This window comes from Bartonella sp. AC158YNML (genome assembly GCF_042196725.1).
Taxonomy (GTDB): domain Bacteria; phylum Pseudomonadota; class Alphaproteobacteria; order Rhizobiales; family Rhizobiaceae; genus Bartonella.
In genome coordinates this window covers 1-25,607 of sequence record NZ_JBHIQU010000010.1, presented here as the reverse complement: position 1 = coordinate 25,607, position 25,607 = coordinate 1, and the positions used below count along the sequence as shown (strand labels likewise).

At 34.5% G+C, this 25,607-nt stretch carries 22 protein-coding genes and 1 tRNA gene; 10 read left to right on the top strand and 13 right to left on the bottom strand.

Annotated elements, in window-relative coordinates:
• Nucleotides 1–47 precede the first annotated feature (47 nt).
• From ACFIM1_RS06640 to ACFIM1_RS06620, 5 genes are all read right to left on the bottom strand, one after another.
• Nucleotides 48–758, bottom strand: a complete 711-nt coding sequence (locus ACFIM1_RS06640; RefSeq protein ID WP_375609533.1) for an ABC transporter ATP-binding protein — start codon at nt 756–758, stop codon at nt 48–50.
• On the bottom strand, nt 745–1,527 hold the full coding sequence (locus ACFIM1_RS06635) for an ABC transporter ATP-binding protein (RefSeq protein WP_375606895.1): 783 nt from the start codon (nt 1,525–1,527) through the stop codon (nt 745–747). The genes ACFIM1_RS06640 and ACFIM1_RS06635 overlap by 14 nt, the downstream gene beginning before the upstream one ends.
• Complete coding sequence (locus ACFIM1_RS06630) at nt 1,524–2,582, bottom strand: branched-chain amino acid ABC transporter permease (protein ID WP_375606894.1); 1,059 nt, start codon at nt 2,580–2,582, stop codon at nt 1,524–1,526. Before ACFIM1_RS06630 ends, ACFIM1_RS06635 begins: the two co-directional genes overlap by 4 nt.
• Nucleotides 2,582–3,658 (bottom strand): branched-chain amino acid ABC transporter permease, encoded by a 1,077-nt coding sequence (locus tag ACFIM1_RS06625; protein WP_375609534.1) that lies wholly within the window; start codon nt 3,656–3,658, stop codon nt 2,582–2,584. The genes ACFIM1_RS06630 and ACFIM1_RS06625 overlap by 1 nt, the downstream gene beginning before the upstream one ends.
• Nucleotides 3,659–3,771: 113 nt before the next feature.
• Nucleotides 3,772–4,905 (bottom strand): ABC transporter substrate-binding protein, encoded by a 1,134-nt coding sequence (locus ACFIM1_RS06620; protein WP_375606892.1) that lies wholly within the window; start codon nt 4,903–4,905, stop codon nt 3,772–3,774.
• Nucleotides 4,906–5,230: 325 nt separating this feature from the next.
• Between ACFIM1_RS06620 and ACFIM1_RS06615 the strand changes: the two genes are divergently transcribed.
• The 4 genes from ACFIM1_RS06615 (at nt 5,231) to ACFIM1_RS06600 (ending at nt 8,171) form a co-directional block, all read left to right on the top strand.
• Nucleotides 5,231–5,806, top strand: a complete 576-nt coding sequence (locus ACFIM1_RS06615) for a cold-shock protein (protein ID WP_375606891.1) — start codon at nt 5,231–5,233, stop codon at nt 5,804–5,806.
• Nucleotides 5,807–6,067: 261 nt separating this feature from the next.
• Entirely contained in the window at nt 6,068–6,580 is a 513-nt protein-coding gene (locus tag ACFIM1_RS06610) for a DUF192 domain-containing protein (protein WP_375609535.1), read from the top strand.
• Entirely contained in the window at nt 6,577–7,350 is a 774-nt protein-coding gene (locus ACFIM1_RS06605) for an alpha/beta fold hydrolase (RefSeq protein WP_375606889.1), read from the top strand. The genes ACFIM1_RS06610 and ACFIM1_RS06605 overlap by 4 nt, the downstream gene beginning before the upstream one ends.
• A 608-nt stretch (nt 7,351–7,958) precedes the next feature.
• Nucleotides 7,959–8,171 carry a DUF3126 family protein gene (locus ACFIM1_RS06600; protein WP_375606888.1) on the top strand — a complete coding sequence of 71 codons (213 nt, stop codon included), beginning with the start codon at nt 7,959–7,961 and terminating at the stop codon, nt 8,169–8,171.
• A 45-nt stretch (nt 8,172–8,216) separates the two neighbouring features.
• On the opposite strand, the gene radC is transcribed toward ACFIM1_RS06600, so the two are convergent.
• From radC to sfsA, 3 genes are read right to left on the bottom strand one after another with little or no spacing between them, the layout of a single operon-like run.
• Complete coding sequence (gene radC, locus ACFIM1_RS06595; RefSeq protein ID WP_375606887.1) at nt 8,217–9,011, bottom strand: DNA repair protein RadC; 795 nt, start codon at nt 9,009–9,011, stop codon at nt 8,217–8,219.
• A 17-nt stretch (nt 9,012–9,028) separates the two neighbouring features.
• Nucleotides 9,029–9,859: a type I methionyl aminopeptidase gene (gene map, locus ACFIM1_RS06590; RefSeq protein ID WP_375606886.1), complete on the bottom strand. Its 831-nt coding sequence runs from the start codon at nt 9,857–9,859 to the stop codon at nt 9,029–9,031.
• The gene (gene sfsA, locus ACFIM1_RS06585) at nt 9,852–10,568 is read right to left on the bottom strand and encodes a DNA/RNA nuclease SfsA (protein WP_375609536.1); all 717 of its coding nucleotides are present in this window, start codon (nt 10,566–10,568) and stop codon (nt 9,852–9,854) included. Before sfsA ends, map begins: the two co-directional genes overlap by 8 nt.
• A 248-nt stretch (nt 10,569–10,816) precedes the next feature.
• Here sfsA and ACFIM1_RS06580 point away from each other — a divergent pair, with 248 nt between their 5' ends.
• The 4 genes from ACFIM1_RS06580 to ttcA all read left to right on the top strand — a co-directional run bounded on the left by ACFIM1_RS06580 (nt 10,817) and on the right by ttcA (nt 14,402).
• Entirely contained in the window at nt 10,817–11,653 is an 837-nt protein-coding gene (locus tag ACFIM1_RS06580) for an RNA methyltransferase (protein ID WP_375609537.1), read from the top strand.
• The gene (gene murI / locus ACFIM1_RS06575; protein WP_375606883.1) at nt 11,646–12,473 is read left to right on the top strand and encodes a glutamate racemase; all 828 of its coding nucleotides are present in this window, start codon (nt 11,646–11,648) and stop codon (nt 12,471–12,473) included. The genes ACFIM1_RS06580 and murI overlap by 8 nt, the downstream gene beginning before the upstream one ends.
• A 170-nt stretch (nt 12,474–12,643) precedes the next feature.
• Nucleotides 12,644–13,261, top strand: a complete 618-nt coding sequence (rpsD, locus tag ACFIM1_RS06570) for a 30S ribosomal protein S4 (protein ID WP_375606882.1) — start codon at nt 12,644–12,646, stop codon at nt 13,259–13,261.
• A 265-nt stretch (nt 13,262–13,526) separates the two neighbouring features.
• Entirely contained in the window at nt 13,527–14,402 is an 876-nt protein-coding gene (ttcA, locus tag ACFIM1_RS06565) for a tRNA 2-thiocytidine(32) synthetase TtcA (protein ID WP_375610372.1), read from the top strand.
• A gap of 538 nt (nt 14,403–14,940) precedes the next feature.
• Here ttcA and rimO read toward each other — a convergent pair.
• Entirely contained in the window at nt 14,941–16,254 is a 1,314-nt protein-coding gene (rimO, locus tag ACFIM1_RS06560) for a 30S ribosomal protein S12 methylthiotransferase RimO (RefSeq protein WP_375606880.1), read from the bottom strand.
• Nucleotides 16,255–16,752: 498 nt separating this feature from the next.
• Nucleotides 16,753–17,457: a transcriptional repressor LexA gene (lexA, locus tag ACFIM1_RS06555; RefSeq protein WP_375609539.1), complete on the bottom strand. Its 705-nt coding sequence runs from the start codon at nt 17,455–17,457 to the stop codon at nt 16,753–16,755.
• A gap of 1,203 nt (nt 17,458–18,660) precedes the next feature.
• On the opposite strand from lexA, the gene ACFIM1_RS06550 reads away from it, so the two are divergent.
• Nucleotides 18,661–18,736 (top strand) — tRNA-Lys (locus ACFIM1_RS06550).
• A 582-nt stretch (nt 18,737–19,318) separates the two neighbouring features.
• On the top strand, nt 19,319–20,218 hold the full coding sequence (locus ACFIM1_RS06545) for a septal ring lytic transglycosylase RlpA family protein (RefSeq protein ID WP_375609540.1): 900 nt from the start codon (nt 19,319–19,321) through the stop codon (nt 20,216–20,218).
• 1,987 nt (nt 20,219–22,205) lie between these two features.
• On the opposite strand, the gene ACFIM1_RS06540 is transcribed toward ACFIM1_RS06545, so the two are convergent.
• The 3 genes from ACFIM1_RS06540 to ACFIM1_RS06530 all read right to left on the bottom strand — a co-directional run bounded on the left by ACFIM1_RS06540 (nt 22,206) and on the right by ACFIM1_RS06530 (nt 24,381).
• The gene (locus ACFIM1_RS06540; RefSeq protein ID WP_375609541.1) at nt 22,206–22,985 is read right to left on the bottom strand and encodes a hypothetical protein; all 780 of its coding nucleotides are present in this window, start codon (nt 22,983–22,985) and stop codon (nt 22,206–22,208) included.
• Nucleotides 22,986–23,087: 102 nt separating this feature from the next.
• The gene (locus ACFIM1_RS06535; protein ID WP_375609542.1) at nt 23,088–23,528 is read right to left on the bottom strand and encodes a hypothetical protein; all 441 of its coding nucleotides are present in this window, start codon (nt 23,526–23,528) and stop codon (nt 23,088–23,090) included.
• 82 nt (nt 23,529–23,610) lie between these two features.
• Entirely contained in the window at nt 23,611–24,381 is a 771-nt protein-coding gene (locus ACFIM1_RS06530) for a hypothetical protein (protein ID WP_375609543.1), read from the bottom strand.
• Nucleotides 24,382–25,607 lie beyond the last annotated feature (1,226 nt).

The window sequence follows — 25,607 nt, the reverse complement described above, 5'->3', positions numbered from 1 at the left end:
TTTTTAAAAGGAGGAGGGGAGAACTTTATTTCCTTAATTTGTAGCCTTTATCCACCAAGATAGGCTTCTTTAACACGTGGATCAGAAAGCATAGCTTTACCTTCACCGTGAAATAAAATATGCCCTACCTCTAAAATATAAGCATAGTCAGCTATGGAAAGTGCAGCAAATGCATTTTGCTCAATAAGAAGAACAGTTTTTCCCATATCATTAACTTTTCGGATAATTGAAAAAATTTCCCGAACGAGAAGGGGCGCTAATCCCAACGACGGTTCATCTAATATGACCATATCAGGATTGCTCATGAGTGCGCGGCCTACAGCAACCATTTGTTGTTCCCCACCTGACATTGTTCCTCCCAACTGTTTTGATCTTTCACGTAGGCGCGGAAAAAGATCAAATATCCATTCAATATCACGAGAAATTCCCTGTTTATCATGACGGATATAAGCACCTAGATGGAGATTCTCTAAAACAGTGAGATGAGGCATAATACGACGCCCTTCAGGACTGAGAGCAATCCCTAAACGCAAAATCTCTTCTGGTGACTTTTTAATAATTGATTTGCCATTATAGGTAATTTCCCCATACACAGAGCGATTAAGTCCTGTAATAGAACGTACAATACTGCTTTTTCCTGCACCATTGGCGCCAATTAAAGTGACAATACTTCCTTTTTTTATGGACATAGAAAGATCTTGGACAGCTTTAATGGCACCATAATGAACGTGAAGATTTTTTATTTTAAGAATATCCATACACATCTCCGCCAAGATAAGCTTCAATAACTTTAGGGTTATTACGAATTTCATCTGGTGTACCATTGGCAATGCAACAGCCATGTTCCATGACTAAAATATGTTGGCAAAGTCCCATAACCACTTTCATATCATGCTCGATAAGAAGAATTGTAAGATCAAAGTCTTTTTGCACTTTTGTTATAAATTCTTTAAGATCTTCGCTTTCTTGTGGATTCATGCCAGCAACAGGTTCATCAAGAAGAAGCAATTTGGGCTTTGTGGCTAACGCACGCGCAATTTCTAGACGTCGCTGCACACCATAAGGTAAAGCTGTTGCCGATTGATTGGCAAGGTGATCAAGTTGTAGCCGTTCAAGAAGCTCCATGGAGTTTTTATAAATTTCTTTTTTTTCTTTCATTGCTTTTGAAAAAAATAGAGCTGAAGAAAACCAAGGATATTTTTGTCGAACATGCGCCCCCACCATAACATTTTGCAAAACCGTTAACCCTGAAAAAAGACGAATATTTTGAAATGTTCGGGCGATATGGCGTCTGCAGATAATATAAGGAGGTGCTCCAGAAATTTTTTGCTCATCAAAAAGAATGATACCGCTCGTAGGGGCATAAAATCCCGAAATCATATTGAAAACTGTTGTTTTTCCAGCACCATTGGGACCAATTAATCCAGTAATACTTCCTCGTTTAATTGCCATATTAATATTATTTACAGCAACTAATCCGCCAAAACGCATGACGATCTCGTTGAGTGAAAGGATGGTGTCGTTCATAGATTTCCCTCAGTATTAGAAAGTTTTTTGCGTATCAGAAAGCTATAAATTCCATTCCATGAGAATTCACGTTGTCCCATCAAGCCTTTTCTCCAAAACAAGATAATTACCAGCAATAAAAGAGAAAAAACAACCATACGAAGTCCTGGTGTTTCTGGAATATGTATAAAACCTAAGTCAAATGGACTTTCAATAATACGAAGCCATTCAAGCATCACTGTAATAACAATGCTACCAATAATACTCCCTGTAATTGAACCCAAACCACCAGCAACAACAATCATCAAAATATTAAAAGTGAGAAGAAAATTAAACATTTTGGGATCAATGGTTGAAATAAGAGCAGCCATTAATGCTCCACCTATACCTGCAAAAAACGCTCCAACAGTAAAAGAAAAACTACGGTAGAAAAAAGCGTTAATTCCCATAGTTTTCGCAGCTATTTCATCATCACGAATAGCACGTAATACATTACCAGTATTGCTTCGCAGTAAGAGAACAATAAAGAGAACTGTGAATGCTAGCCAACCATAGTTCCACCATAATGTTGCATTTTGAGGTATTCCTTTGATTCCTAAAGAGCCATTTGTGAGCGATGTTGCATTTGTAATGACAATGCGAATAATTTCTGCAAAACCCAATGTTGCAATTCCAAGATAATCACCACCAAGACGCAATATTGGCAAAGCAATCAATAAACCTACAACTGCGGCACACAAACCACTTACAACAACAGCAATAAAAAAAGGTAATTGCAGATGATACAATGGTTCAGCGATAGGCTCAAGAATCCACATCATCTCTTTTTGTTCAGGAGAAAGCAGTAAAATTGCGCAGACATAAGCACCAATAGCCATAAAGCCAGCATGTCCAAGAGAAAACATACCTGTAAAACCATAAATCAAATTAAGCGAAATTGCCAGTATCGCATTAATAGCAATCAGATTTATGATACGAAGCGTATAGTCATTAAAATGGCTATCAGCATAAAATAAAAAACCTATGAGAACTAAAACACTTATACACGATAAAATAGTTGTCACTGACTTTGCCATTAGATTTTCTCCTGACTTTTTTTACCCATTAATCCTGTGGGCAATATCAATAAAATCAGAATCAATAAAATGAAAGCGAAGGCATCTCGATATCCAGATAGCGCGGGGAAAAATGCGATAATCATAATTTCAATAAACCCTAATAACAATCCTCCCAACATTGCTCCTGGTATCGAACCAATCCCTCCGATAACAGCAGCGATAAATGCTTTGAGGCCAGGAAGAACACCCATATAAGGCTGAATTTGAGGATAGCGCAAAGACCACATAATGCCTGATATAGCGGCAAGTGCTGAGCCTATTCCAAATGTAAATGCAATGACTTTATTAACAGATACACCCATCAAACGCGTCGTTTCAATATCATGGGAGATTGCACGCATAGCAAGACCCGGTTTCGTTTTATGGATAATCCATAACAGTAATACAATAAGAATTAATGACACAACGGGAACAATCAGAGACATAGGAGCAATTCTAATGATACCATCTGCGTCTGATCCTAGATGCCATAAAAATGGTGTTACAAGAAAATCTGGTTGTTTTACACCTTTCGGAATACCACTAAAGAGTACAGTAGCAAGATTTTCAATAAAAAAAGAAACACCGATCGCACCGATCAATGCCGAGATACGTGGAGCATGGCGTAGAGGTTTATAGGCAAGTTGATCAACAGTAACACCCACTGCACTTGTAATAAAAATGGAAAAACAAAGCGCTAAAACCCAAATCGGAGTGAAATCCTGTGGAGAAATTTTAAAGTAATAAACAAACCCTAAAGCAAGAATTAAAAAAACAGCAATCCAATAAACTGGAGGACGCCTTTTAAACCCTAAAAAGACCGAATAATAAACAAGAGCAGCGAGGAACAAAAGAAGAAGGGCTGCCCAAGCAGGCATAAAGCCAATTGTGGAAAAGAAAACAAAATATGCTCCCAGCATAAAAATATCACCGTGAGCAAAATTAATGAGTCTCAGTATACCGTAGACCATAGTATAACCAATAGCGATAAGTCCATAAAGAGATCCCAATGCCAGTGCATTAAAAAAATACTGGATGAACATTTCAGTGCTCATCTCTCATCCTTCCACATTTATTAATTTACATAAGACAACAAGAAACCTTTAAGTTTTTGGTTGAGAAAAGATCCTCAACCAATTCTTGTATTTTCATTAGTAAAACTTCTTAATTAAAAAGCAGGTTTAACTTCTTCTAAATAAACACGTTTTCCATCCTGTATTTTAATGATACCAATAGGAATTTTAGGATTATGATTTTCATCCATGGACATATCACCAAAGGGGGTTGGAAAATCTTTTAATTTGCTAAGTGCGATAGTAATTTTTTCACGATCAGCGCTACCTGCATTTTCAATAGCCTTCATAAACATCATATAACTCGTGTACCCTAAAACAGAGTTGATATTTGGCTCTTTGTCAGGGTAAGCTTCTCTCCATTCTTTTGTGAATTCTTGCGCAGCTACTGACATATTTGGCATATCCTCACTATAGGGAAGTGTTGTATGTAAGAAACCTTCTGCCGCTTTTCCTGCAATCGTAATGGTTTCTGGATTATCCATAGCATCTCCACCCATAATTTGAAACTTCGCTCCTAATTCTCGTGCTTGTTTCATGATGATAGCACCTTCAGAAAAATAAGATGGAATGAATAAAATATCAGGTTTTTGTGCAATAATTTGCGTAAGAACAGCTGAAAAATCCTGATCTCCGGAATTATAGTTTAAATTTGAGATAACTTCACCACCTAATTTTTTGAAAGCACGTGTAAAATAACTTGCAAGACCAATAGCATAATCGTTTGAAATATCTTTGAGGATAGCAGCTTTTTTTGCGTGTAAAGTTTGGCTTACATAAGTTGCGATTCCTACTCCTTGATAGGAATCAATAAAGCAAGCGCGAAAGTAATATTTTTTACCCTGTGTAACAAGGGGACTCGTTGAGGACGTTGCAATGGTTGGAGTCTTTGCTTTTTCAGATATTTCACCACCTGCCAACGAAAGCGAAGAGCCATAGCTCCCAATGATTCCACTCACTTTTTCACTTGCTGTTAAACGCATAACAGCATTAGCTGCTTCTACTTTATCAGACTTATTATCAATAATAACAAGTTCCACTTTACGGCCTAAAATTTCTGGAACTTTTTTATGGGCTAATTCTATACCTCTAATTTCAAGCTGACCTCCAAATGCATTTTGACCACTTAATGGAAGATAAACACCAATTTTGATAGGTTCACTTGCATACACATTTGCTGTAAATGCCATGAATGCTGTGATTGTCGTAAGGATTTTTTTCAATTGCATGCGCATTTTCCTTAATTGAATTGTCGTTTTTGCACCTTATATTGAACTTCTTCATCATGCAAGTTACACATTAATGAAAATATCATTATGTAAAAAAACCTTTTATATGATCTCTTTTGTAGGGCATTCTTTGTAAGATATATAAAGCGTACAATCAAATAGTTTTATAAATATTCATGTTGATATTCTCTGATGTTAACATAGAAGATACGACAATATGGGGAAATCTTATCTTGGGACTTGCGTGTTGGTACAAGAGCAATGTTTACTTAAACTTAGAGAATCAATATCGTACAATTTATAAAAGCTACAGGATCACGTTATTATGACGAGTAAGGATGCATTAAAGGATTGTTCCCTATCTGAGGAGAGTATAGGTGCTTGTGGAGAGATTATTGAAATAAGTGGTGTCATTAAGTGGTTTGATGGTAGTAAGGGGTATGGATTTATTGTACCTGATTTACCTCATTTTCCCGATATATTATTGCATGTTACAGTAATGCGACGGGATGGTTTTCAAACAGCGATGGAAGGAGCTAAAGTTATTTGTGCTGTGGAAAAAACTGAACGAGGATTAAAGTGCGTTCAGGTGAAATCCATAGATTGTTCTTCAGCTGTTCACCCATCAGAAGTTCCAGCCCGTACCCATGTTGTTGTGACTCCAGAAAGTGGCCTAGAACGTGCAATTGTTAAATGGTTTAATCGTGATAAAGGTTTCGGTTTTCTTAGCCGTGGACAAGGAACAGAAGATATTTTTATTCATATGGAGACGTTGCGCCGTTTTGGTTTAGCAGAGCTTCGTTCGGGCCAAGTTGTTCTTGTGCGTTTTGGAAAAGGGGAAAAAGGTTTAATGACAGCAGAAATTTATCCAGATATAGGTATTCCTTTTTCTACGCATTAAATTATTGTGCATTGAATTTCACTAGTAAAATCAGTATGTTTTCTGTGTTTTTTAAAGGTGATTATTGCATAAAAAGCTAGAGAGGTAAATATATTTCAAGAAAATATGACTCTCGTGAATCGATAAACCAAATGGAAGAATTGCGCCTATTGTGTTGAGAAAAAATAGAGAAAAACAATGAAACAGCTCTCTTTTTTTTGATTTTTTAGCACTTTTTATTTTAGAAACAAAGTTTGAAATTTTTCTGTGGTGGAGACAAGAATGTTAAAGCCTTTTAAAAAAGAGCATATCATTTTATTGGCGATACTTTTTATGTTAAACGTGCATATTGTTTTAGCAAAGAATCCCATAGAGATTCCCGTTCATCCAATTCCTTTAGAAATACATACAAAGCAAGGTGCGATTTATTATAAGGTAGAGCTTGCTTTTACGCCATCTCAAGCAGCAGCTGGTTTAATGTATCGGACTGATTTTCCACGCGATCGTGCAATGCTCTTTAAGCAGCAAAAAGGTTATCTATCGGGAGATGAGCAGAAGTTTTTTATGTGGATGGCAAATACACCTTTACCTTTAGATATGATTTTTTTAAACTCTGAGGGAATTATTGTATCGATTATTGAAAATACTTCTCCATTTTCAACAAACACTATTTCCTCAGGAGTTCCTGCAGCTTTTGCACTTGAAATTAATGCTGGTGAAGTTTCTGAAAAACAGATACAAAAAGGGCAACGTGTTATTCATCCTGTACTTTGTGGAAAGTGCAATAAAAAATGACCGCTGAAGATATTCGTTTTTTTGAATATGATGGTTTGCGATTTGCTTATCGAGAAGAAGGGCAAGGCGCTCCTGTTTTGTTGATCCATGGTTTTGGATCTTCTGCACGGGTGAATTGGTATGCGACAGGTTGGTTTCGTATTCTCACGGAAGCAGGATATCGTGTTATTGCTCTTGATAATCGCGGTCACGGAGATTCAGTTAAAAGTTATGATCCTGCTTTTTATACACCTCAAGCTATGGCTGGTGATGCGATAAAGTTACTACAGCATTTAGAGTTATCTAAAGCCCATGTTATGGGATATTCTATGGGAGCTCGTATTAGTGCTTTTATGGCTCTTTTGCATCCAACATATGTGAACAGCGTTATTTTTGGTGGTTTAGGTATTGGTATGGTAACGGGAGCAGGAAATTGGGAGCCTGTGGCTGAAGCTCTTTTAGCGGAAGATATTTCTACCATTACCAATACGCGCGGTTTAATGTTCCGTAAATTTGCTGATCAAACGAAAAGCGATAGACGTGCTCTGGCTGCTTGTATTATCACATCAAAACAGGAGTTAACGGCATCTGAAATTTACAAAATCGAACAACCTGCACTTGTTGCCGTTGGTTCATTAGATGAAATTGGTGGCGCTGCAGAACCATTAGCAGCTTTGTTGCCTTGTGGTGAAGCTTTATCAATTCCTGGTCGTGATCATATGCTTGCTGTAGGCGATAAAGTTTATAAAAAAGGAGTTATCGATTTTCTTTCTCGTTATCCTATAAAATAAGCATTCTTCATAGGTTTTAGTATTTACAAAAATACCTAATATTCTTCTATATAAACTGAAAGCTTATTTAAAAATTTCCCATTGTGAAATGAATTTTTATAAAAATGGAGAGAAAAATGAACTCTTATTAACTTATTTTGTATATTTTTTAGAGATGTAATTCTTCTAAGGTTAGACAATATCTACTTTAAAAAGTCGTTAAAAAGAATTATTTTTTAATGATATAATAATGTTTTTTGCTAAAAACTGTAGCTTTAAATAAAAAAGTTTTGTTCTTTGAATTTTTTATAGAAGGAACAAAACTATAAATGGTTGATCAATTTTTCTCCCGAATAGGAATCTGTAAATGCAGATGCTAAAATTAGAAATAAAGTAAAATTATTAAAAATATACAATTTTCTGCCGTTTTTTAATTTATACGGGTATATTTAATAATGAGGATTCCTTTTGTAGAAGTTTTTTATGAATGTATAAAAAGCAGTGTAAATATATGTAATATTAAGTGAATATTCAGATTAAGCTTTTTTACTAACTTTATAGAATCATAGGTGTGTCTTATTTGCATGACACGCAATTGTTTTAATTGTCTCAAAAAATAGGAGAGTATAGTGAATGCTGATGAAATAAAAAAACTTAATAATTATTTAAAAAATATATTCCAAAACTCAGCATTGCACGTCAAAGCACGGCCTAAGAAAGATGATTCTTGTGAGGTTTATATGGGGGATGAGTTTTTAGGTATTATTTATCGAGATGAAGATGAAGATGAGCTGTCCTATAATTTTTCAATGGCTATATTAGATATTGATTTAGAAAATTGATTCGTTATTCATTGTTGAATGAAGCCTTTTTTCATCCTATAAGGTTTATATAAGCTTTAATGCTTTAAAGCTCGTGTGGTTATTTCGTGCGATAATAAGGTGATCGTGGATAGTAATGCCTAATGCATTTGCTGCGTCTTTTAATCTGTATGTCATTGTTATATCTGCGTCAGATGGTGTGGAATCGCCAGAAGGGTGATTGTGGACTAAAATCAATCCTGATGCGGATAACTCTAAAGCTCGAGAAATAACTTCACGAGGATAAACAGGAGTATGATCAATAGTTCCAGTTTGTTGCACCTCATCAGCAAGTAAGCCGTTTTTCTTATCAAGAAATAAAATACGAAATTGTTCACGGGTTTCGTGAGCCATAACAGCTTTACAATAAGCTAACACTTTATCCCATGATGAAAAAATATCGCGTTTAAATAATTGTGCACGAGCAAGACGTCCAGCAACATCTGAGATAATTTTTAAATCAATTGCAGTTGCGGGACCACATCCTTGAACTTCTTGAAGCCGGTGAATATCAGCTCCCAATACATCAGCTAATGAACCAAAACGTGCTATCAAATTTTTAGCTATGGGTTTTGTATTTGCGCGGGGGATTGTGCGAAAAAGCAATAATTCAAGATATTCATAATCTTCAATTGCATTTCCTTTTGACTTTAAATAGCGTTTCCGAAGACGTTCACGATGTCCTTGATAATGTTTATGAAGCTGTGTGTTTTTCTCAGGCTCTTTACTTTTTCTTTCAGATACTGGGATGAGTGGAAAACTTGATGTTAATGCAAAGTGATTACTTTGAATATCTTCCTTTTGATTTAATTTTTTAGCCATAACATCTCTACAGTGCATTAGGTATACGAATTGGGAATATAAAAAATATTTTTAGGAGATTGTGTAAATATTTCACACCCCTCATTTGTGACACCAATTGTATGTTCATATTGTGCTGTCAAAGAGCGGTCGCGGGTAACGGCAGTCCAACCATCAGATAAAATCTTAACTTGTGGCTTACCAAGGTTAATCATAGGCTCAATTGTAAACATCATACCTTGTTTTAATTCGACTCCTTCTCCAGGGTTTCCATAATGGAGGATATTGGGTGCATCATGAAAAAGCTGACCGATACCATGTCCGCAAAAATCTCTCACAATTGAGCACCGTTCAGATTCTGCATACTGTTGAATAGCAGCACCAATATCACCTGTGGTTGCTCCAGGCTTAACAACAGCAATTCCTTTCATAAGACTTTCATAGGTTATTTGTAAAAGGCGTTCTGCAGCACGTCTGATTTTTCCAACAGGATACATTCGACTTGAATCTCCATGCCAACCATCAAGGATAAAGGTTACATCAACATTCACAATATCGCCTTCTTGCAAGGGTCTTTTATTGGGAATACCATGACAAACAACGTGATTGATGGATGTACAGCATGAATGGCTGTATCCATGATAATTTAAATCAGCAGGAAGAGCTCCTCGCTTAGCACCAAAAATGAATACAAAATCATCTATTTCTTGCGTAGTAACACCTGGCTTAATAATATCCGTAAGCGCATCAAGGCATTCTGCAGCAATACGACCAACTTCACGCATTTTAGCAAAAGCATAATCATCAAAAATGCGGATTTTCCCATTAAATTTTAAAGGTATTTCATTATATTCAATATACTCAGTCATTGTTTCTTCTGTTTTCTATTTTCACTCTCTGAATCGGAAAAATGCCTTCTACACTTACATGACACTTTACAGCATAACATTCTACTCCTGATTTTAATGCTAAATCAAACTTACGTCCATAGAGTGGATCAAGATCATGACAAATTGTAAAAGCTGAGCAATCTTCTCGTTGAATAATATAAAGCATAGCTGCTCGTTTTCCTTGTTGTACAACCCCTATAAGTTCTTCAAGGTGACGTGCACCACGTTTTGTTTCTGTATCAGGAAATTCTGCTAATCCTTTTTGACGAATAAAATGAACATTTTTAACTTCTAGGTAACAATCAGGAAGAATGTCATCACGTAAAAGAAAGTCAATTCGTGATTGTATCCCATAGCGTTGTTCTTTTAAGATTGTTTTATACCCACTTAATTCTGGTAGTAATCCGTTTTGAATTGCTTCTAGTGCGAGTTTATTAGGTAAAGTGGTACTAATGCCAACCAAAGTATTATCGGCTTCAACAATTTCTAATTGATAGGCATATTTTCGCTTGCTGTTGTTATGATATGAAAGCCAAATATTGGAGTTGGAAGCTGTTAATCCAAGCATTGATCCTGTATTAGGGACCGACACGGTGAAAACATGTTGATCATCTTGTTTAACATCCGCAAGAAAACGTTTATAACGACGGATAAGCTTTGCAGGAAAAAGTTTGGGAATAAAATACATATTCCTTTTTTAGGATTTATGATTTCATAATTCAACTGAGATTATGACGGGTAGGAGTTGTCACCTACTAAACAAGATAAAATTAATGTAAAAAATGTTACGATATCTTATATAAATTGTATAAACTCCATAGTCTACTTTGAATGGCTTTTAAAATTTATTATTAACAAGCATTGGTGTACTTTGAAGAAGATTGCTTTTAAAAAAACAGCGAATGGAGCATAAGTAAGTGCAATTAGGGAGTATTGATGGCAGGAACGAATAAGAATCGTGAAAATTTAACAAATGGTCCCGTTATTATTTTAGTTGAACCGCAGCTTCCTGAAAATATTGGTATGGTCGCAAGGGCAATGGCAAATTTTGGGCTTTCTAAGCTTCGATTAGTCAATCCTCGAGAAATGTTTCCAAATGAAAAAGCTAGAGCTGCTGCAAGTAAAGCTGATCATGTCATTAACAACGCTGTGATTTTTGATACATTGCGTGATTCAATTGCAGATTTACACTATGTTTTTGCCACAACAGCGCGTGAAAGATGTGGATTTAAAACTGTAAAAAGTGCTGTCGAAGCAGCAAGCGTATTACGTCAGCGTGAAAGTATCGGACATAAGACAGGTATTGTCTTTGGAAGAGAGAGATGGGGACTAGAAAATGATGAAATCAGCCTTGTTGATGAAATCATCACTTTTCCAGTTAATCCTGCTTTTGCATCTCTCAATATTGCGCAAGCGGTTCTTTTAATGTCTTACGAATGGATGAAAACAGGTCTAGAGAATGTCAACGATACGGCATTTCGTGCCGCAGAGATGGAACCTGCAAATAAAACAATATTTCATGGTTTTTTATCTCAGTTAGAAGAGGCTTTGGATATTCGTGGATATTTTAGACCCCCAGAACGCAAAGAAGTGATGCTTGCAAATTTACGCTCTGTTTTTACGCGTGCTAACTTTAGTGAACCTGAGGTTCGTTTATTGCGGGGCGTTATATCTTCACTGGATTATTTTTCACCACAATATCCACGGGGAAGTGGAGCACCTAAAGAGCGCGACCGTAAAAAATTACAAACAAGTGTGAAAACTGATGGATGAACAGCCTGTTCTTTTTTTTGATAGTGGTATTGGTGGTTTAACTGTCTTAAGGGAAGTGCGTGTTCTTATCCCTGAAAGGCAATTTATTTATGTGGCTGATGATGCGGGATTCCCTTATGGCAATTGGGAAGAAAATGTTTTGAAAGACCATATTTTAAAGATTTTTACAAATCTTTTAACACGTTATAATCCCGCCTTATGTGTCATTGCTTGCAATACTGTTTCTACACTGATGATGGCAGATTTACGACAAAATTTTCCTCATGTTCCTTTTGTAGGAACGGTTCCTGCAATTAAATTAGCTGCTGAACAGACGAAATCTGGTTTTATTTCCGTATTAGCAACCCCTGGAACAGTTAAACGTGCTTATACAAATGAATTAATCAACTCTTTTGCTGGACAGTGTCATGTTCAGCTTGTGGGAAGTGAAAAGCTTGCTGGATTTGCTGAAAATTATTTACGGGGAAAATCTATCGATTCGAAAGAGATAAAGAAAGAAATCCTTCCATGTTTTGTGGAAAAAAATGGCAAATATACTGATATTATTGTTTTAGCCTGCACACATTATCCTTTTTTGATTAGCTTCTTTCGTGAACAAGCTTTATGGTCCGTTAAATGGATTGATCCAGCAAAGGCTATCGCTAAACATACCAGATCATTATTGCCATTGTCGGAAAAAATACAGCAGCAACCTGTAAAGAAATATCAAGATTTTGTGTTGCTAACATCAAAAAAGGTCACTTCTTCAACGGAGCGTTTATTAAAAGGATTTGGCTTAAAACTCATGAAAAGAGTTGACTTTGGGATACGAGATCAATAAAATTGTTCCAGCTTTTTCTTTCAAGAAAATGGCATTAATTGACGTGTCCCGTGGATAACTTTGCATATTGATATGTTAAGGTATTCTGTCAGTCTTTAGTATTTAAAGGCAGAGGAGGGCGCGTTTCCTTGGGGTCTTAAGATCTCGTGTTTTATTTTAAAGGAAATGCGATGAGTAAACGCGAAACAACAAAGTATAAAATTGACCGTCGTATGGGAGAAAATATTTGGGGTCGTCCAAAATCTCCCGTCAATCGTCGTGATTATGGTCCAGGTCAGCATGGACAGCGTCGTAAAGGAAAACTTTCTGACTATGGGGTGCAGTTGCGCGCTAAACAAAAGCTGAAAGGGTTTTATGGAGATATTTCAGAAAAGCAATTTCATAAAACTTATGAAGAAGCCGCTCGTCGACGGGGGGATACTGGTGAAAATCTTATCGGTCTGTTAGAGTCACGTTTGGATGCTGTCGTCTATCGCGCAAAATTTGTACCTACAATTTTTGCTTCTCGTCAATTTATCAACCACGGTCATGTTAACGTAAATGGGCGGCGTACAAATATTCAATCTTATCGTTGTAAGCCTGGTGATGTTATTGAGGTTCGGGAAAAATCAAAACAACTTGTTTTAGTTTTAGAAGCAGTACAATTGGCAGAACGTGATGTCCCTGATTATATTGAAGCTGATCATAAACAGATGAAAGCAACCTTTACACGTATTCCTGCTTTTGCAGATGTTCCTTATGCTGTGCAAATGGAACCTAATTTGGTTGTTGAATTTTATTCTCGATAATTTTTTATGAGGAAACATGTTTTCCTCTTTCTGTGATTATAACTTCAAAATAGTGTGTTTTTTATAATCTTTGAAGTTAACAAGTGTTTTTTGTGAATGGTTCTATATTAAGTTTATTGCTATGTTTTAGAGCGATAAACTTATATAGTTCCATTTCTTTTTTATGTATCTAATTTTATAAATTCAAAAAACATAAATGTAAGTTTACTTTATATTTGTTTCTGTCTTTGCAAAACGAGCTATTACTTGTGCAGGATATGGTATTATGAATGATGTTTCAGTTGAATATCAGGCAATAAAAGAAAACGAAGAGAGAGATGATCTTTTGGAAAGAGAAGCAGATGAATGTCATCCAATATTTCGGGTTGCTCCTTCCAGCGTAGAATTTAATAAATTGCGCAAACGGCTTTTGCGTCATATGCGGCAGGCTTTGGATGATTTTTCTATGCTCTCTACGGGAAAAAAATGGCTTGTCGCTTTATCGGGTGGAAAAGACTCTTATGGTTTATTAGCGCTTCTTTTAGACTTAAAATGGCGTGGTCTTTTACCCATTGAAATTCTTGCTTGTAATCTTGATCAAGGACAACCAGGATTCCCGAAACATATTCTTCCAGACTTTTTAAGTTCTTATAAAATTCCCTATCGTATTGAATATCAGGATACTTATTCCATTGTTACAGATAAATTGGCAAAGACGCAGACATATTGTTCCCTTTGTTCTCGTTTACGACGAGGAAATCTCTATCGCATTGCACGTGAGGAGGGCTGTTCTGCATTAGTTTTAGGTCATCATCGTGATGATGTTTTGGAAACGTTTTTCATGAATTTGTTTCATGGTGGTCGATTAGCCGCTATGCCTGGAAAACTTAAAAATGATGAAGGTGATCTTTTTGTATTACGTCCTCTTGTCTATGCTGCTGAAGAAGATATGGAAAAATTTTCTCAAGCAATGCAATTCCCAATTATTCCTTGTAATCTTTGCGGCAGTCAAGATGGGTTACAACGTAATGCAATGAAAGAAATGCTGAAAAACATTGAAAAACAAATGCCAGGACGTAAAGATACGATGATTCGCGCTTTAACAAATGTGCGCCCAAGTCATTTGCTTGATAAGAAATTCTTTGATTTTAAAACGTGTTAATAAAAATTAGATATTAAAAAAATAAGTTTAAAGAGTTTAAGATAAGAGACTTATTTATAATGATAATTTATTTTTTTCATTTAAATATCGTCAGATTGTTTTGTTTCAAATTCTCTTATATTGCATCCATAAAAAACATCCGTTTGCATATCACAAAGGAAATTCTTGTGTGCATAAAACACTCTTGAAAAAAGTTTCCTTTCACTAACCAATGACTGTCGTAATATGAAAAATGAAAAAATAGTACGGCTGTCGATTTGCTCTTTTGTTAATTAAAAATGGGAAACCTTGTGGATTTTATTCTTTTGCGCCGCCGTCACCGTCATTTAAAGCTCATTTATAAGGTATTAAATTAAGAGAATATATAACTGCTTGGTATTTTGGGAGTGTATAGCAAACATTCAGAGCAAAGATTGCTCGTAAATTTTCATGAAGTAAGCTATATAAGTGATCAAGTTCGATTGTGGGTAGCTGATCTTTTTATAAACCGATGCTAATAGAAATCTTCATCATTGAGGACAGGGAAGGAGTTAATTTTTTAAACTGCTATACCATAAAGGTCATAGGCATCCGATTGTTCGATTTTAACAGTGACAAATTCACCAACACGCAGTGGACGTCGTGATGATATATGGACAACACCATCTATTTCTGGAGCATCGTATTGACTACGTCCTTTGGCAACTTTTCCTTGACTTTCATCGATAAGCACTCGGAGTCTTTTTCCAATTTTTTTCTTTAAAAGATGTGTAGAAATTTGTTGTTGTTTTGCCATAAAACGATGCCAGCGGTTTTCTTTCACCTCTTCAGGAATATTTTTTAATCCCAAATCATTTGCGGCAGCTCCTTTTACTTCTTCATATTTAAAGCACCCAGCGCGTTCAATTTTTGCTTCTTCTAGCCATTCTAGAAGTATATTAAAATCTTCATTCGTTTCACCAGGAAAACCAACTATAAATGTTGATCGCAAAGTAAGATCTGGACATATTTTTCGCCATTTTTCAATTCTACGGTTTGTTTTTTCCATAAGTGCGGGACGCTTCATATGACGCAAAACAGTCGGTGATGCATGCTGAAAAGGTATATCCAGATAAGGAAGAATTTTTTTTGCAGCCATAAGTTCGATAACTTCATCAACATGGGGATAAGGATAAACGTAATGCATACGTACCCAAATACCCATATCGCCTAGTTCGCGACAAAGATCAAAGAATTTGGTTTTGATTGTACGATCTTTCCAAGAATTTTCGAGATATTTAAGATCAACACCATAAGCACTCGTATCTTGTGAAATAACCAAAAGTTCTTTTACACCCGCTTGCACGAGTTTTTCAGCTTCACGAAGAACATCGCTGATGGGACGTGAAGTGAGATCACCACGCAAAGTAGGTATGATACAAAAACTACACCGATTAGAGCATCCTTCAGAAATCTTTAAGTAGGCATAATGGCGAGGAGTTAAACGAATACCTTGGGGAGGAACTAAATCAAGAAAAGGATCATGAACAGGGGGAATTGCTGTATGAACAGCTTCTATAACGCTTTCATAAGCTTGCGGTTTTGTAATAGCCAATACATTAGGATATGTTTGGCGAATAGCATCAGGATCAGCACCAAGACACCCTGTTACAATAACTTTTCCATTTTTTTTAAGAGCTTCATCAATATTGGCTAATGATTCTCTCCTTGCCGAGTCAAGAAAACCACAGGTATTCACAATAACGACATCAGCTCCTTGATGTTGACGTGAAATCTCATACCCTTCAGAGCGAAGGCGTGTAATAATTCGCTCAGAATCTACGAGTGCTTTTGGGCATCCGAGAGAGACAAAACTAATACGAGGTGCGACCATAATAATCCTATAATGACTATGAACAATTGAATGACTCTTTTATTGGCTTAAAAAGAAAAAATGTTCTTTATTTTTATACATATGCAATACAATCTGTTACAAATTTATTTGATTTTTTTCTACAATATTTTACGTGATTTTATGCATGCATATGATTTTATCTTATTATACTGTAAAATACCATCGTTGAGAGCGATGATATAAAGCAAACTCCTTAAAACATTCAGTACTTTAGAGCGTGTAATGAATATTTCTAAGCTTACTTATCAAGCCTTGCGTAAGTGAAGCGCGTAAAAGGGAAGAGAAAAAAGAATTCATTCAACAAGAATCTGAATTATTCTCAGATCAGATTGGGGGAGGATGTCTTTTGAGGAGTGAGAAGAAAATCAATTTCTTGTGGCACAATATTAAAAATGTCCAACGGTTTTTTTTACTGTATTTTATTGGCGTATGTATAGCGTAATATAAAATGCGATTGTTATTTAATATTATTGTTATTTAATATTTACGAATAAGTCCAGTAAGCTTGCCTTGTATCTCTACACGCTCGGATTTGTATGTACGTACTTCATAGTGAGGATTCGCAGCTTCTAATGCAATAGAGGCTCCTTTGCGTCGATAACGTTTTAATGTTGCCTCTTTTTTATCAATAAACGCGACAATAATTTCACCTGATATTGCTGTATTTTGGCGTTTCACAATGATCGTATCTTTATCAAGGATACCAGCCTCCACCATAGAATTATCTTTAACTTCTAGTGCATAGTGCTCACCTGTATTAACCATATCGTGTGGAAGAGAAAGTGTGCTTGTTTGTTGCAGTATAGCAGAAGCAGGAACGCTCGCAGAAATGCGTCCCATAATGGGAATGGTGGTATTTTTTTTTTCTTCTACTTCAAAATTACTCAAGTTTTTGGATATTTTTCTTTTATTTTTTTCTATCATACTGGGAGAAATCTTACGTGCTAAAGAAAGGTTGAATGTTATTTTCTCAGGGAGTCGAATCACCTCCATTGCACGCGCACGATTGGGCAAACGACGTATAAAACCTCTTTGTTCTAAAGCTATAATAAGCTTATGAATACCAGACTTTGAAGAAAGTTCTAATGCATTTTTCATTTCTTCAAAAGAAGGAGAAACTCCTGTTTCTTTTATATGATTGTGAATAAACAAGAGTAACTCATATTGTTTACATGTCAGCATTCAATGTCCCAATCAAAATAATAAAAAGGAATAAAGTAAAAATACGTGTATACATAATAATTCTACATTTTTTTCGCTAAATCAAAATTATTTGCTTTATTTTTGATCTTATAAGTGAAGTTAATATGTTTATTTATATTTAATGTATTATAAATATAAAATTATTTATTTAATAACATTATTAAAATATTATTTATATATTATATAAATACATTAATATTACATCATATATAAAAATATTTTATAGCTCTGAAATAAACTGAATTATTCGACACTAAAGTTTATGATCAGTGGTATCTTTTTCTTTTAAAAATATATATACGTATCTTGTAATTTCTGATATAAAAAGTGAATTAGAAAATATTATTGTCAATAATAGAACTGATCACTCAAGGTGTATCGAGAATCATTTTGCATTATTATGTCTGCTTTATTTTATAGAATAAATTGGCTTTCATTATATAGCCATTGTGCATGAATAAAAGTCATCCCTCTAGAATGCTATTGTCGCTCATTGGTACATTTGTTTAAAAAAGTATCTCTCAATGTGCTTGCTTTCATCAAGACTTTGTGATGAATAATATAAAATCTATTGGATTGCCGCATTTTTATATCAAACGTGCTAACACTATCATATTATTTTGCTATCCTCTTAATGTTTCGATAATTTTTAGTTATTGAAAGAAGGCATAAGTATCATTTTCATTTCTTTTTTTATATAGTTTTATTCCCTCACTTTTATTGGTCGAGCAAATGATTTTGATTGTTTCAATATAAAAGGATTTGAAATGATAAAATCTCCAAGGTATTCAGATCCCTTATTCAATACATAAAACGATCAATTATTATAGATCAATATTTTGTATTATAAAACTGTATTTATATTTGAAAATTGGAAAAGAAAATGTAACGATATAAAAATGATATACGATCTACAGCGAGAAGTACTTTTGCTTTACTCATTATGCTCAACACCTCATATGTATGAGGGAGAAGCTTGCGGATTTCTCATAATTTTAGCATTTTGAATCCCCCTTTATTGAGACTTCAAAAAGAAGATAAAGGGGAGCTATATAATGATGGGAAAAGAGAAAATTATTGATAACTAGAGAAAATAATAATATTTTTTTCAAAAGGTGTTGACCAAATGAAAAGTCAACCGTATGTTCCTTTCACTTTCCGCAAACTAGATAGCTTGTGTGGGAGCGCGTAGCTCAGCTGGTAGAGCAACTGACTTTTAATCAGTAGGTCCAGGGTTCGAATCCCTGCGCGCTCACCAAATTCAAATAAAATCAATAGTTATACAAAAGTTCAGAGATTTCGATTCCTTTAATTCTATTGAGTTCTTTTTGATTACTTTTGGACATTTTTGGAGTTCTTTGATTAATTCTACTGCTGATTATTTTTTATCGGCTGTCTTGGTACAAAGTGATGCCATGCTATCTTTTATCAACCCAAAAGTGCTTTAAGCTTGTGATCCGGCTATACCTGCGTTAGCGCAGCAGGCATAACCGTTAATTTTAGCAATAACACGGACTGATTTTTAAAGTTATCATGTTACATGATTCATAAAATAAATTGTTCAAATCACCATACTTATTCACAGTTTATATTATGGGATGATTTTTTCAATAAGATATTGATTTATTTATTTTTTACTTTTTTTACATCTACAATAGTACATTTATTTCTTATGAAAATTACAAAAAGGTTAACAATGCGTTAATTTTTTGATAGAGAAAAAATTCAAAGATAGTATATGCGCGAGGAAAATCATTTAAAAATGTGAATTTTCCTATCACATATAGAAGGCGTGACATGGTTTTACAGTAGTACTTAAAAGGATAAGTGGACTGAACAGATGCTTTTAAATAGCAAAAAAAAATTTACTTCTATCATTAAACCGACACTTCAATTATTCTCTATGATGGTCATTTCTCAGTTATTGGCGTCTTGTTGTGCAGGCCAAACTGCATTCCTTTCGATAAGGGATTCTTATCATAATAAACCTGTTGACGTAAATACTTCTGTTCTGCCTAAACAAGTATCAAATAAGAAAAATCAATCGGAAGAAAAAAAACGTGAGCGTGCCATTGTTGGTAAGCCTTACCAAATAAAAGGAAAGTGGTATTATCCTCAAAATGATCCAACTTATAAACGTGTTGGTGAGGCATCATGGTATGGTTCAGACTTTCATGGACGATTAACAGCTAATGGTGAAATTTATGACATGAATCTTTTGACTGCCGCTCATCCTACAATGCCTTTACCTAGCTATGCTCGTGTTACTAATTTGAGAAATGGATCTTCAATCGTTGTTAGAGTGAATGATCGCGGACCTTTTATGAAAGACAGAATCATTGATTTATCAAGGCAAGCTGCGACAATACTTGGTTATGTCGATAAGGGAGTAGCAGATGTTAAGGTGGAATATATCGCTGAAGCACCCATTGGCTATTATGATGGTGCATATTTAATGGCCTCTTATACTCCAGGAAACGCCGTGTCATATTCATTAGCGTCGGAGAATGTTTCGAAAAAAAGAGAAACTGTTTTGTTAAAAGAGCAGCGCAATATAGGGAACAAAAAAGAATTAGCTAAAGCAGCTGCTGTTGAACAGGAACAACGTAATAAAACTGTTGCAGTTAAATTGCCGGAAATTGGTCCTATCATGGTTGATAAGCCGATGCCATTCGATCAAGTTGCTTCTATAAATAAGCTAAACAAAAAAACAAAGGTCAATTGGCTACAACTGTTTTAAGAAAAAATGCGTTGATTTTTTATCAATATAATTTTCTAGTAAAAAAGATAAGAACTTACGGATTTAGTGTAGGGGTTTCATCTTAAGGCGCGTTGTCCTTTTCAAAAAGCGTGGTTGGGTGCTATTATTATAAATTCAGTACGGGCCTTTCCACTCCATTGCTAGGATTTTCGTCGTTTTATGATATTGCTTGCTTAATAAAGCGTGTACTTTTCTTGCTGTAATAGCTTTTGCTAGATGAAGGTAGATTATTGTGTCAGTCTGTTTGTGTAATCTCTAAAACAACTGTACAATCGATTTGAGAAGAATAAAAAGCTTAACAAGTAAAAAAATATTTTCTTTTGATTCGACCTTGCATCTTTCTAAAAGGCAGATTTGATATAATATCAAAAAACACAATAAAGTCAATATGTTGTTTGCAATTATTTTATATGAATCCACTCAAGAATCCATCTTTTTATGCGTGTCTAAATTGATCATTTTTTATATAAGATTGGCATGTATGAATAGACCATAAAAAGCAAATCATGATGTAAATATTATAACGCATGTAAACATTCAAATGAAATGAAAAGCAGATATCATTTATAACAGTTCATAAATCTTATGATACGTTTTTATCACAGCACAAATCACATTGTTTTAAAATTTAGTCGTTTGAAATTATCGATAACATAAACCGCATATGTTTAAAGATCACATCTTGTTTTAAAGATTGGATTGTTAATCGCATGATAAAAACACAAGATTTGCAGTCCTCAAAATTGGGGAGCGCAAAATCTAAAGTTGTTATAGTATCCTATAAGAAGGTAATCATTTAAAACTTTTATAAGCTTATAGATTTAATTTATAAAGATTGCACAAAGGATTTAAAGACAAGATTGATTTTATAACCACGGTATTTTTTTACCGAGGTAGAAAATAAACAGATAATGAAATTCAAAACGTCATATCTTATAAATCAAAAGCCTTTTAATGAATAGATTGCAGGCTAGTCTTTAAGAATGGAACTATTCGCTTCCACAAAAAAATGGAGGCAAATAATGCCATGGCAGTAGAATAACTATCTACTTTAGATTTGGTACTAAAAACGTTTTAAAAGTTATAGTTTAAAAATACGAAACCAAATGAGCTCTTTCCAAATTTGGGGGCAGCTATTAAGACAAAGATAAGCAAACAAACTTCAAAACCATTGTAACATCATAAGGTATGGGTTTTTACTCAATTTTGAGTCAAAAGCTGTAATATTTAAGAATGCTCTATTCTAAGATAATGCCTCCAAAAATGGACCGGCTAATATTTAAAGAAATTAGGTTTTAATGAAAAGTACAAATACGCTTATGAGAACCTCTTTAAGTGCACGTTTAAACGTTTGAAACATAAAATGAGATCTTTATAAGAAACGTTAAAACTCTTTTTTATTACAGTTATAACTTAGTTATCATTTGCTCTTAAGAACGTTTCATTTATGAGAAAACTAAGATTTAGCTTTCACAGCAGAAAAAATTTAAAAACCTTACATTTTATAAAAGCGTTTGTTTATTTATCTTATGAAAAGCTGCTTTTAAAAACCAATGCTTGCAAGCTAAAAAGAACGTTTTTTGCAGATATTTATTGAATATGCATTTGCTTTTGATTGAATTATTAAAGCTACCGAGCGTTTTGATACGTTTGAGAGCAACAAAAAGCGTTTATAGGTTTTCTCATTCAAATGAGTGAGTAAAAATCAAACGCATCATTTACATTCCTTTTGATAAGTTTTCATATCTCTCATAGAGCGCTTGCAATATGATACGTTTTGTATATATGCATTCATTACTCCATTGTGGATGATTATTTTTTATCATTATAATCGTTATTTGAAAGCCGCGTCATATCACTTGACACGGCTTTTTTTTATGAATGCTATCTTTTATGAGATGTTTATAGCAATGCATTTTATATGCGTTTATACACCATAAAGAAAGCACGCCCCCCACGCCGTTCTTTATTCTGTTTTATCAGTTATATTGACAACATTATCCCTTTCATACACCTCACAATTTTTTGGAACCAACCTTACTTTGCTTTTTTTATTGATTTTTGCATTGCCATAAACACGCCCCCAGATCGTTGCACAATATGAGATTTTAGCATTGCCATAAACAGAGCCATAAATCTCACAAGAGCCACTCACACAAGCATTTCCATAAACCTTGCCATAAATTTTAGCACGACCATTAATAACAGCATAATTATAAACTTTTGCATGGCTATAAATGCAAGCAGAGCCACAAACCTTGGCATGACCATAGACGCGTGCATAACTAAAAACCGTAGCATCATAAGAAACATGCGCATGATCATAAATATGAGCATCAGCAAGAATGCGGGCACTACCATTCACATGAGCATACCCATAAACATTGCCATAAACATGAGCATTGCCATAGACAAAAGCATGGTCATAAACTTTAGCATATTGAGAGATAAAAGCCTTTCCATAGACTTCAGCATTGCCATAAACTTGACCACAGACTTGAGAAAAATGGCGTATTTTTGCATTTTCATACACTCTTGCATGACCATAGACACAAGCATCATCATACACCCAGCAATTACCATCATGGGATAGGTTAACTTCCTTTTCAATAAAGCCGCCTAAAGACCCCGCCTGTACATCATCAAAATCTTTTAAAGCTTTAATGCGATAAAGGTTTATAATATTTCGAGTAAGAGCATGTTTGATTTTTTTGATTTCACTGGTTAATTCGTATTTTTTGCACATAGAGATACCCTCACAATTTAATGTGATAAACATTTGATAAAATTTGGAATGGGAAAATTTGAAAGAGGGGCGCCCCCGCCGCGCCCGCCGCTGCTTTATTAATTAGACCCAGACAATCTCTAATTCACCATAAGGAGAGAGACGTTCAGTATAGGTTTTTATTTTAGTAGACCCGCCGACATTTTCACGAATAACAGCAATGCCATGAATATTGGCATTTTCATAAACATGCACGTTATTTGCTATACGAGCATTTTCATAAACCCTAGCATTGTCATAAACCCGCGCATGACCATAGATATGACCACAAGTGACAGCATTGCCAAAAACTCTTGCATTTTCATAAACGTGACCATTTTTAAACACAAGAGCCTCATCATACACCCAGCAATTGCCATCATGAGAGAGGTTATCTTCCTTTTCAATAAAGCCCCCTAAAGTACCTGCTTTAACATCAGCAAAGTCTTTTAATGCTTTAATGCGATAAAGGGTATGATTATTAATTACACGCGTTTCATTTGTGAGTGCAAACTTCTTTTGCATGAGCACAATTCCTTTATAGAGATTTAAATTTTTAAATGAGATGTTTAAAGGAGGGCGCCCCCGCCGCGCCCGCGCGTGTCATTTACGCAGCATCACTTTCATATTCGCTGTCATTATCATCGTCATAATACCCTTCAAAATCAGCATAATACTCATGACGATAATAATCATCTTCGCTCCCAAACTCAGGATATGCATCATCACAGATATCTTCATTAGCTGTTAAAGAGGCATTGCTATGAATATATGAAGAACCAGAGATAAGAGCATCACAAATAACGGCATCATCAAAAACACGTGATTCATCACAAATGTAAGCAGAGCCACTTATTTTTGCATTGCCTCCGACATGAGCATCATCACAAATGACAGCATTATCGGAAATATGAGCATGATCAGTGACACGGGCGTTATCATAAATTTGTGCATTGCCTTCAATTACAACGGCGTTGCTAGCATGCGCATTACCAGACAGTTTTGCATTGTCCTTTAATGTCATACCTTCAAAAATAGCATTCCCATAAATTTGCGCATTACCATAGACATCAACAAAAAAGCTTTTTACTTTAGCATTTCCAAAGACGCGTGCATTTTGAAAGACCCGAGCTTTATTATACACCCAGCAATTACCTTCATGAGATAAGTTGCTTTCATTTTCAATATACCCCCCTAAATCGCCTTTTTTGACATCATCAAAATCTCTTAAGGCTCTAATTCGAGTTAAGAAATGACCATCGATATATTCACAATCATCAATAAATTCATATTTTTTTGCAGGCTCTTGTTTATTAACAGATGCAGTTTCATTTGCAATGTTAGAGAGAACGGGGGTGTTTTTTGAGATATTTGTCATATTTAAAACCTTATCATAAAATTGTTTTTCAATTGACAGCTTATAAAAGCATCGGGTGTTGAAAAACACGGTGATAAGTCCGTTGCTTACACTTTTCCCATAAGGGTATTGTATGATGTAAGCACACCCGACAAAATCATCATATATGCTAATCACAGCATAAAAGATAGCCAGTTTTTTAAAGACTTTGGAAAGGCTGTTTCGTAGCCTATCCGCTTATCACAAAGTGTTTTTCAATCACTTGATTATTTATATAACAAAATACGTATTTATTGTCAAACAATATTTTATCTTTTTTGATATTTTTTAAATACGTTGTGTATTGATAATATCTTATGCCTATTAATTGCTTCTTTTATATTTATGTGCTTTTAAAGCTATATTATGGGCTTTGTGAAACGACTGCGTATTTTCTGAATCTATACATTTATAATATTTAGAAACGCTCTCATAATGCATATTTTTAACTTTATAACCTATCAATTTTGTAACTAAATGAATTTAATTTTTTTGTGAATTTTGTTTATAAGGGGCTCTAATTTAAACAACCTTAATAAGCACCGCGCTCTTATAACCAATGCATTAATTTGCATTTTTGCTTTATTCAAATAAGGCTGTTATTTTTACGCATTCTCTATAGCTGTTATATGCTTTATAGCCATGGCATCATTTTTCATTTTCATGAGAGAAATGATAAATAAGATATATGATAATTGTAATTTAGAGACTGTTATGAAAACACTTATGAAAATATCTAAAGAGAGATTTATCATTATAAAGATTAGCAAAATCCCTTTTAATAGGCTTTTGTCAGTTGTGTCAGTTTTGTCAGTTCCTTTTAGACCCTATAATTATTTTTTTAATGAGAAAAAATAAAAATATTATATTTCAATAGGTTAATATCTTAAAAATACAATCTATATCGAAAATACAACCTTAAATACAATTAATAATATATATTTGTCAGTTATGTGTCAGTAAATTGAACTGACAAAAGTGATCATTTTAGTGTGTCATTAAAACGTGTCTTATGAAAAGCAACTGATTACGTTATCAAAATCCTTTTTATGAATTTTTATCAGTTCTTTTGAAGATATAAACTTATGATTTAGAGAATGATTACAACGTGCTTTATAAAAAGCATGTGAACCTTTAAAGCCTTTCAAAAGATAGCTTGTAACTCATAAGAGATGCTATCAAGATCATTAGGTTATGAGTTTTGAAGG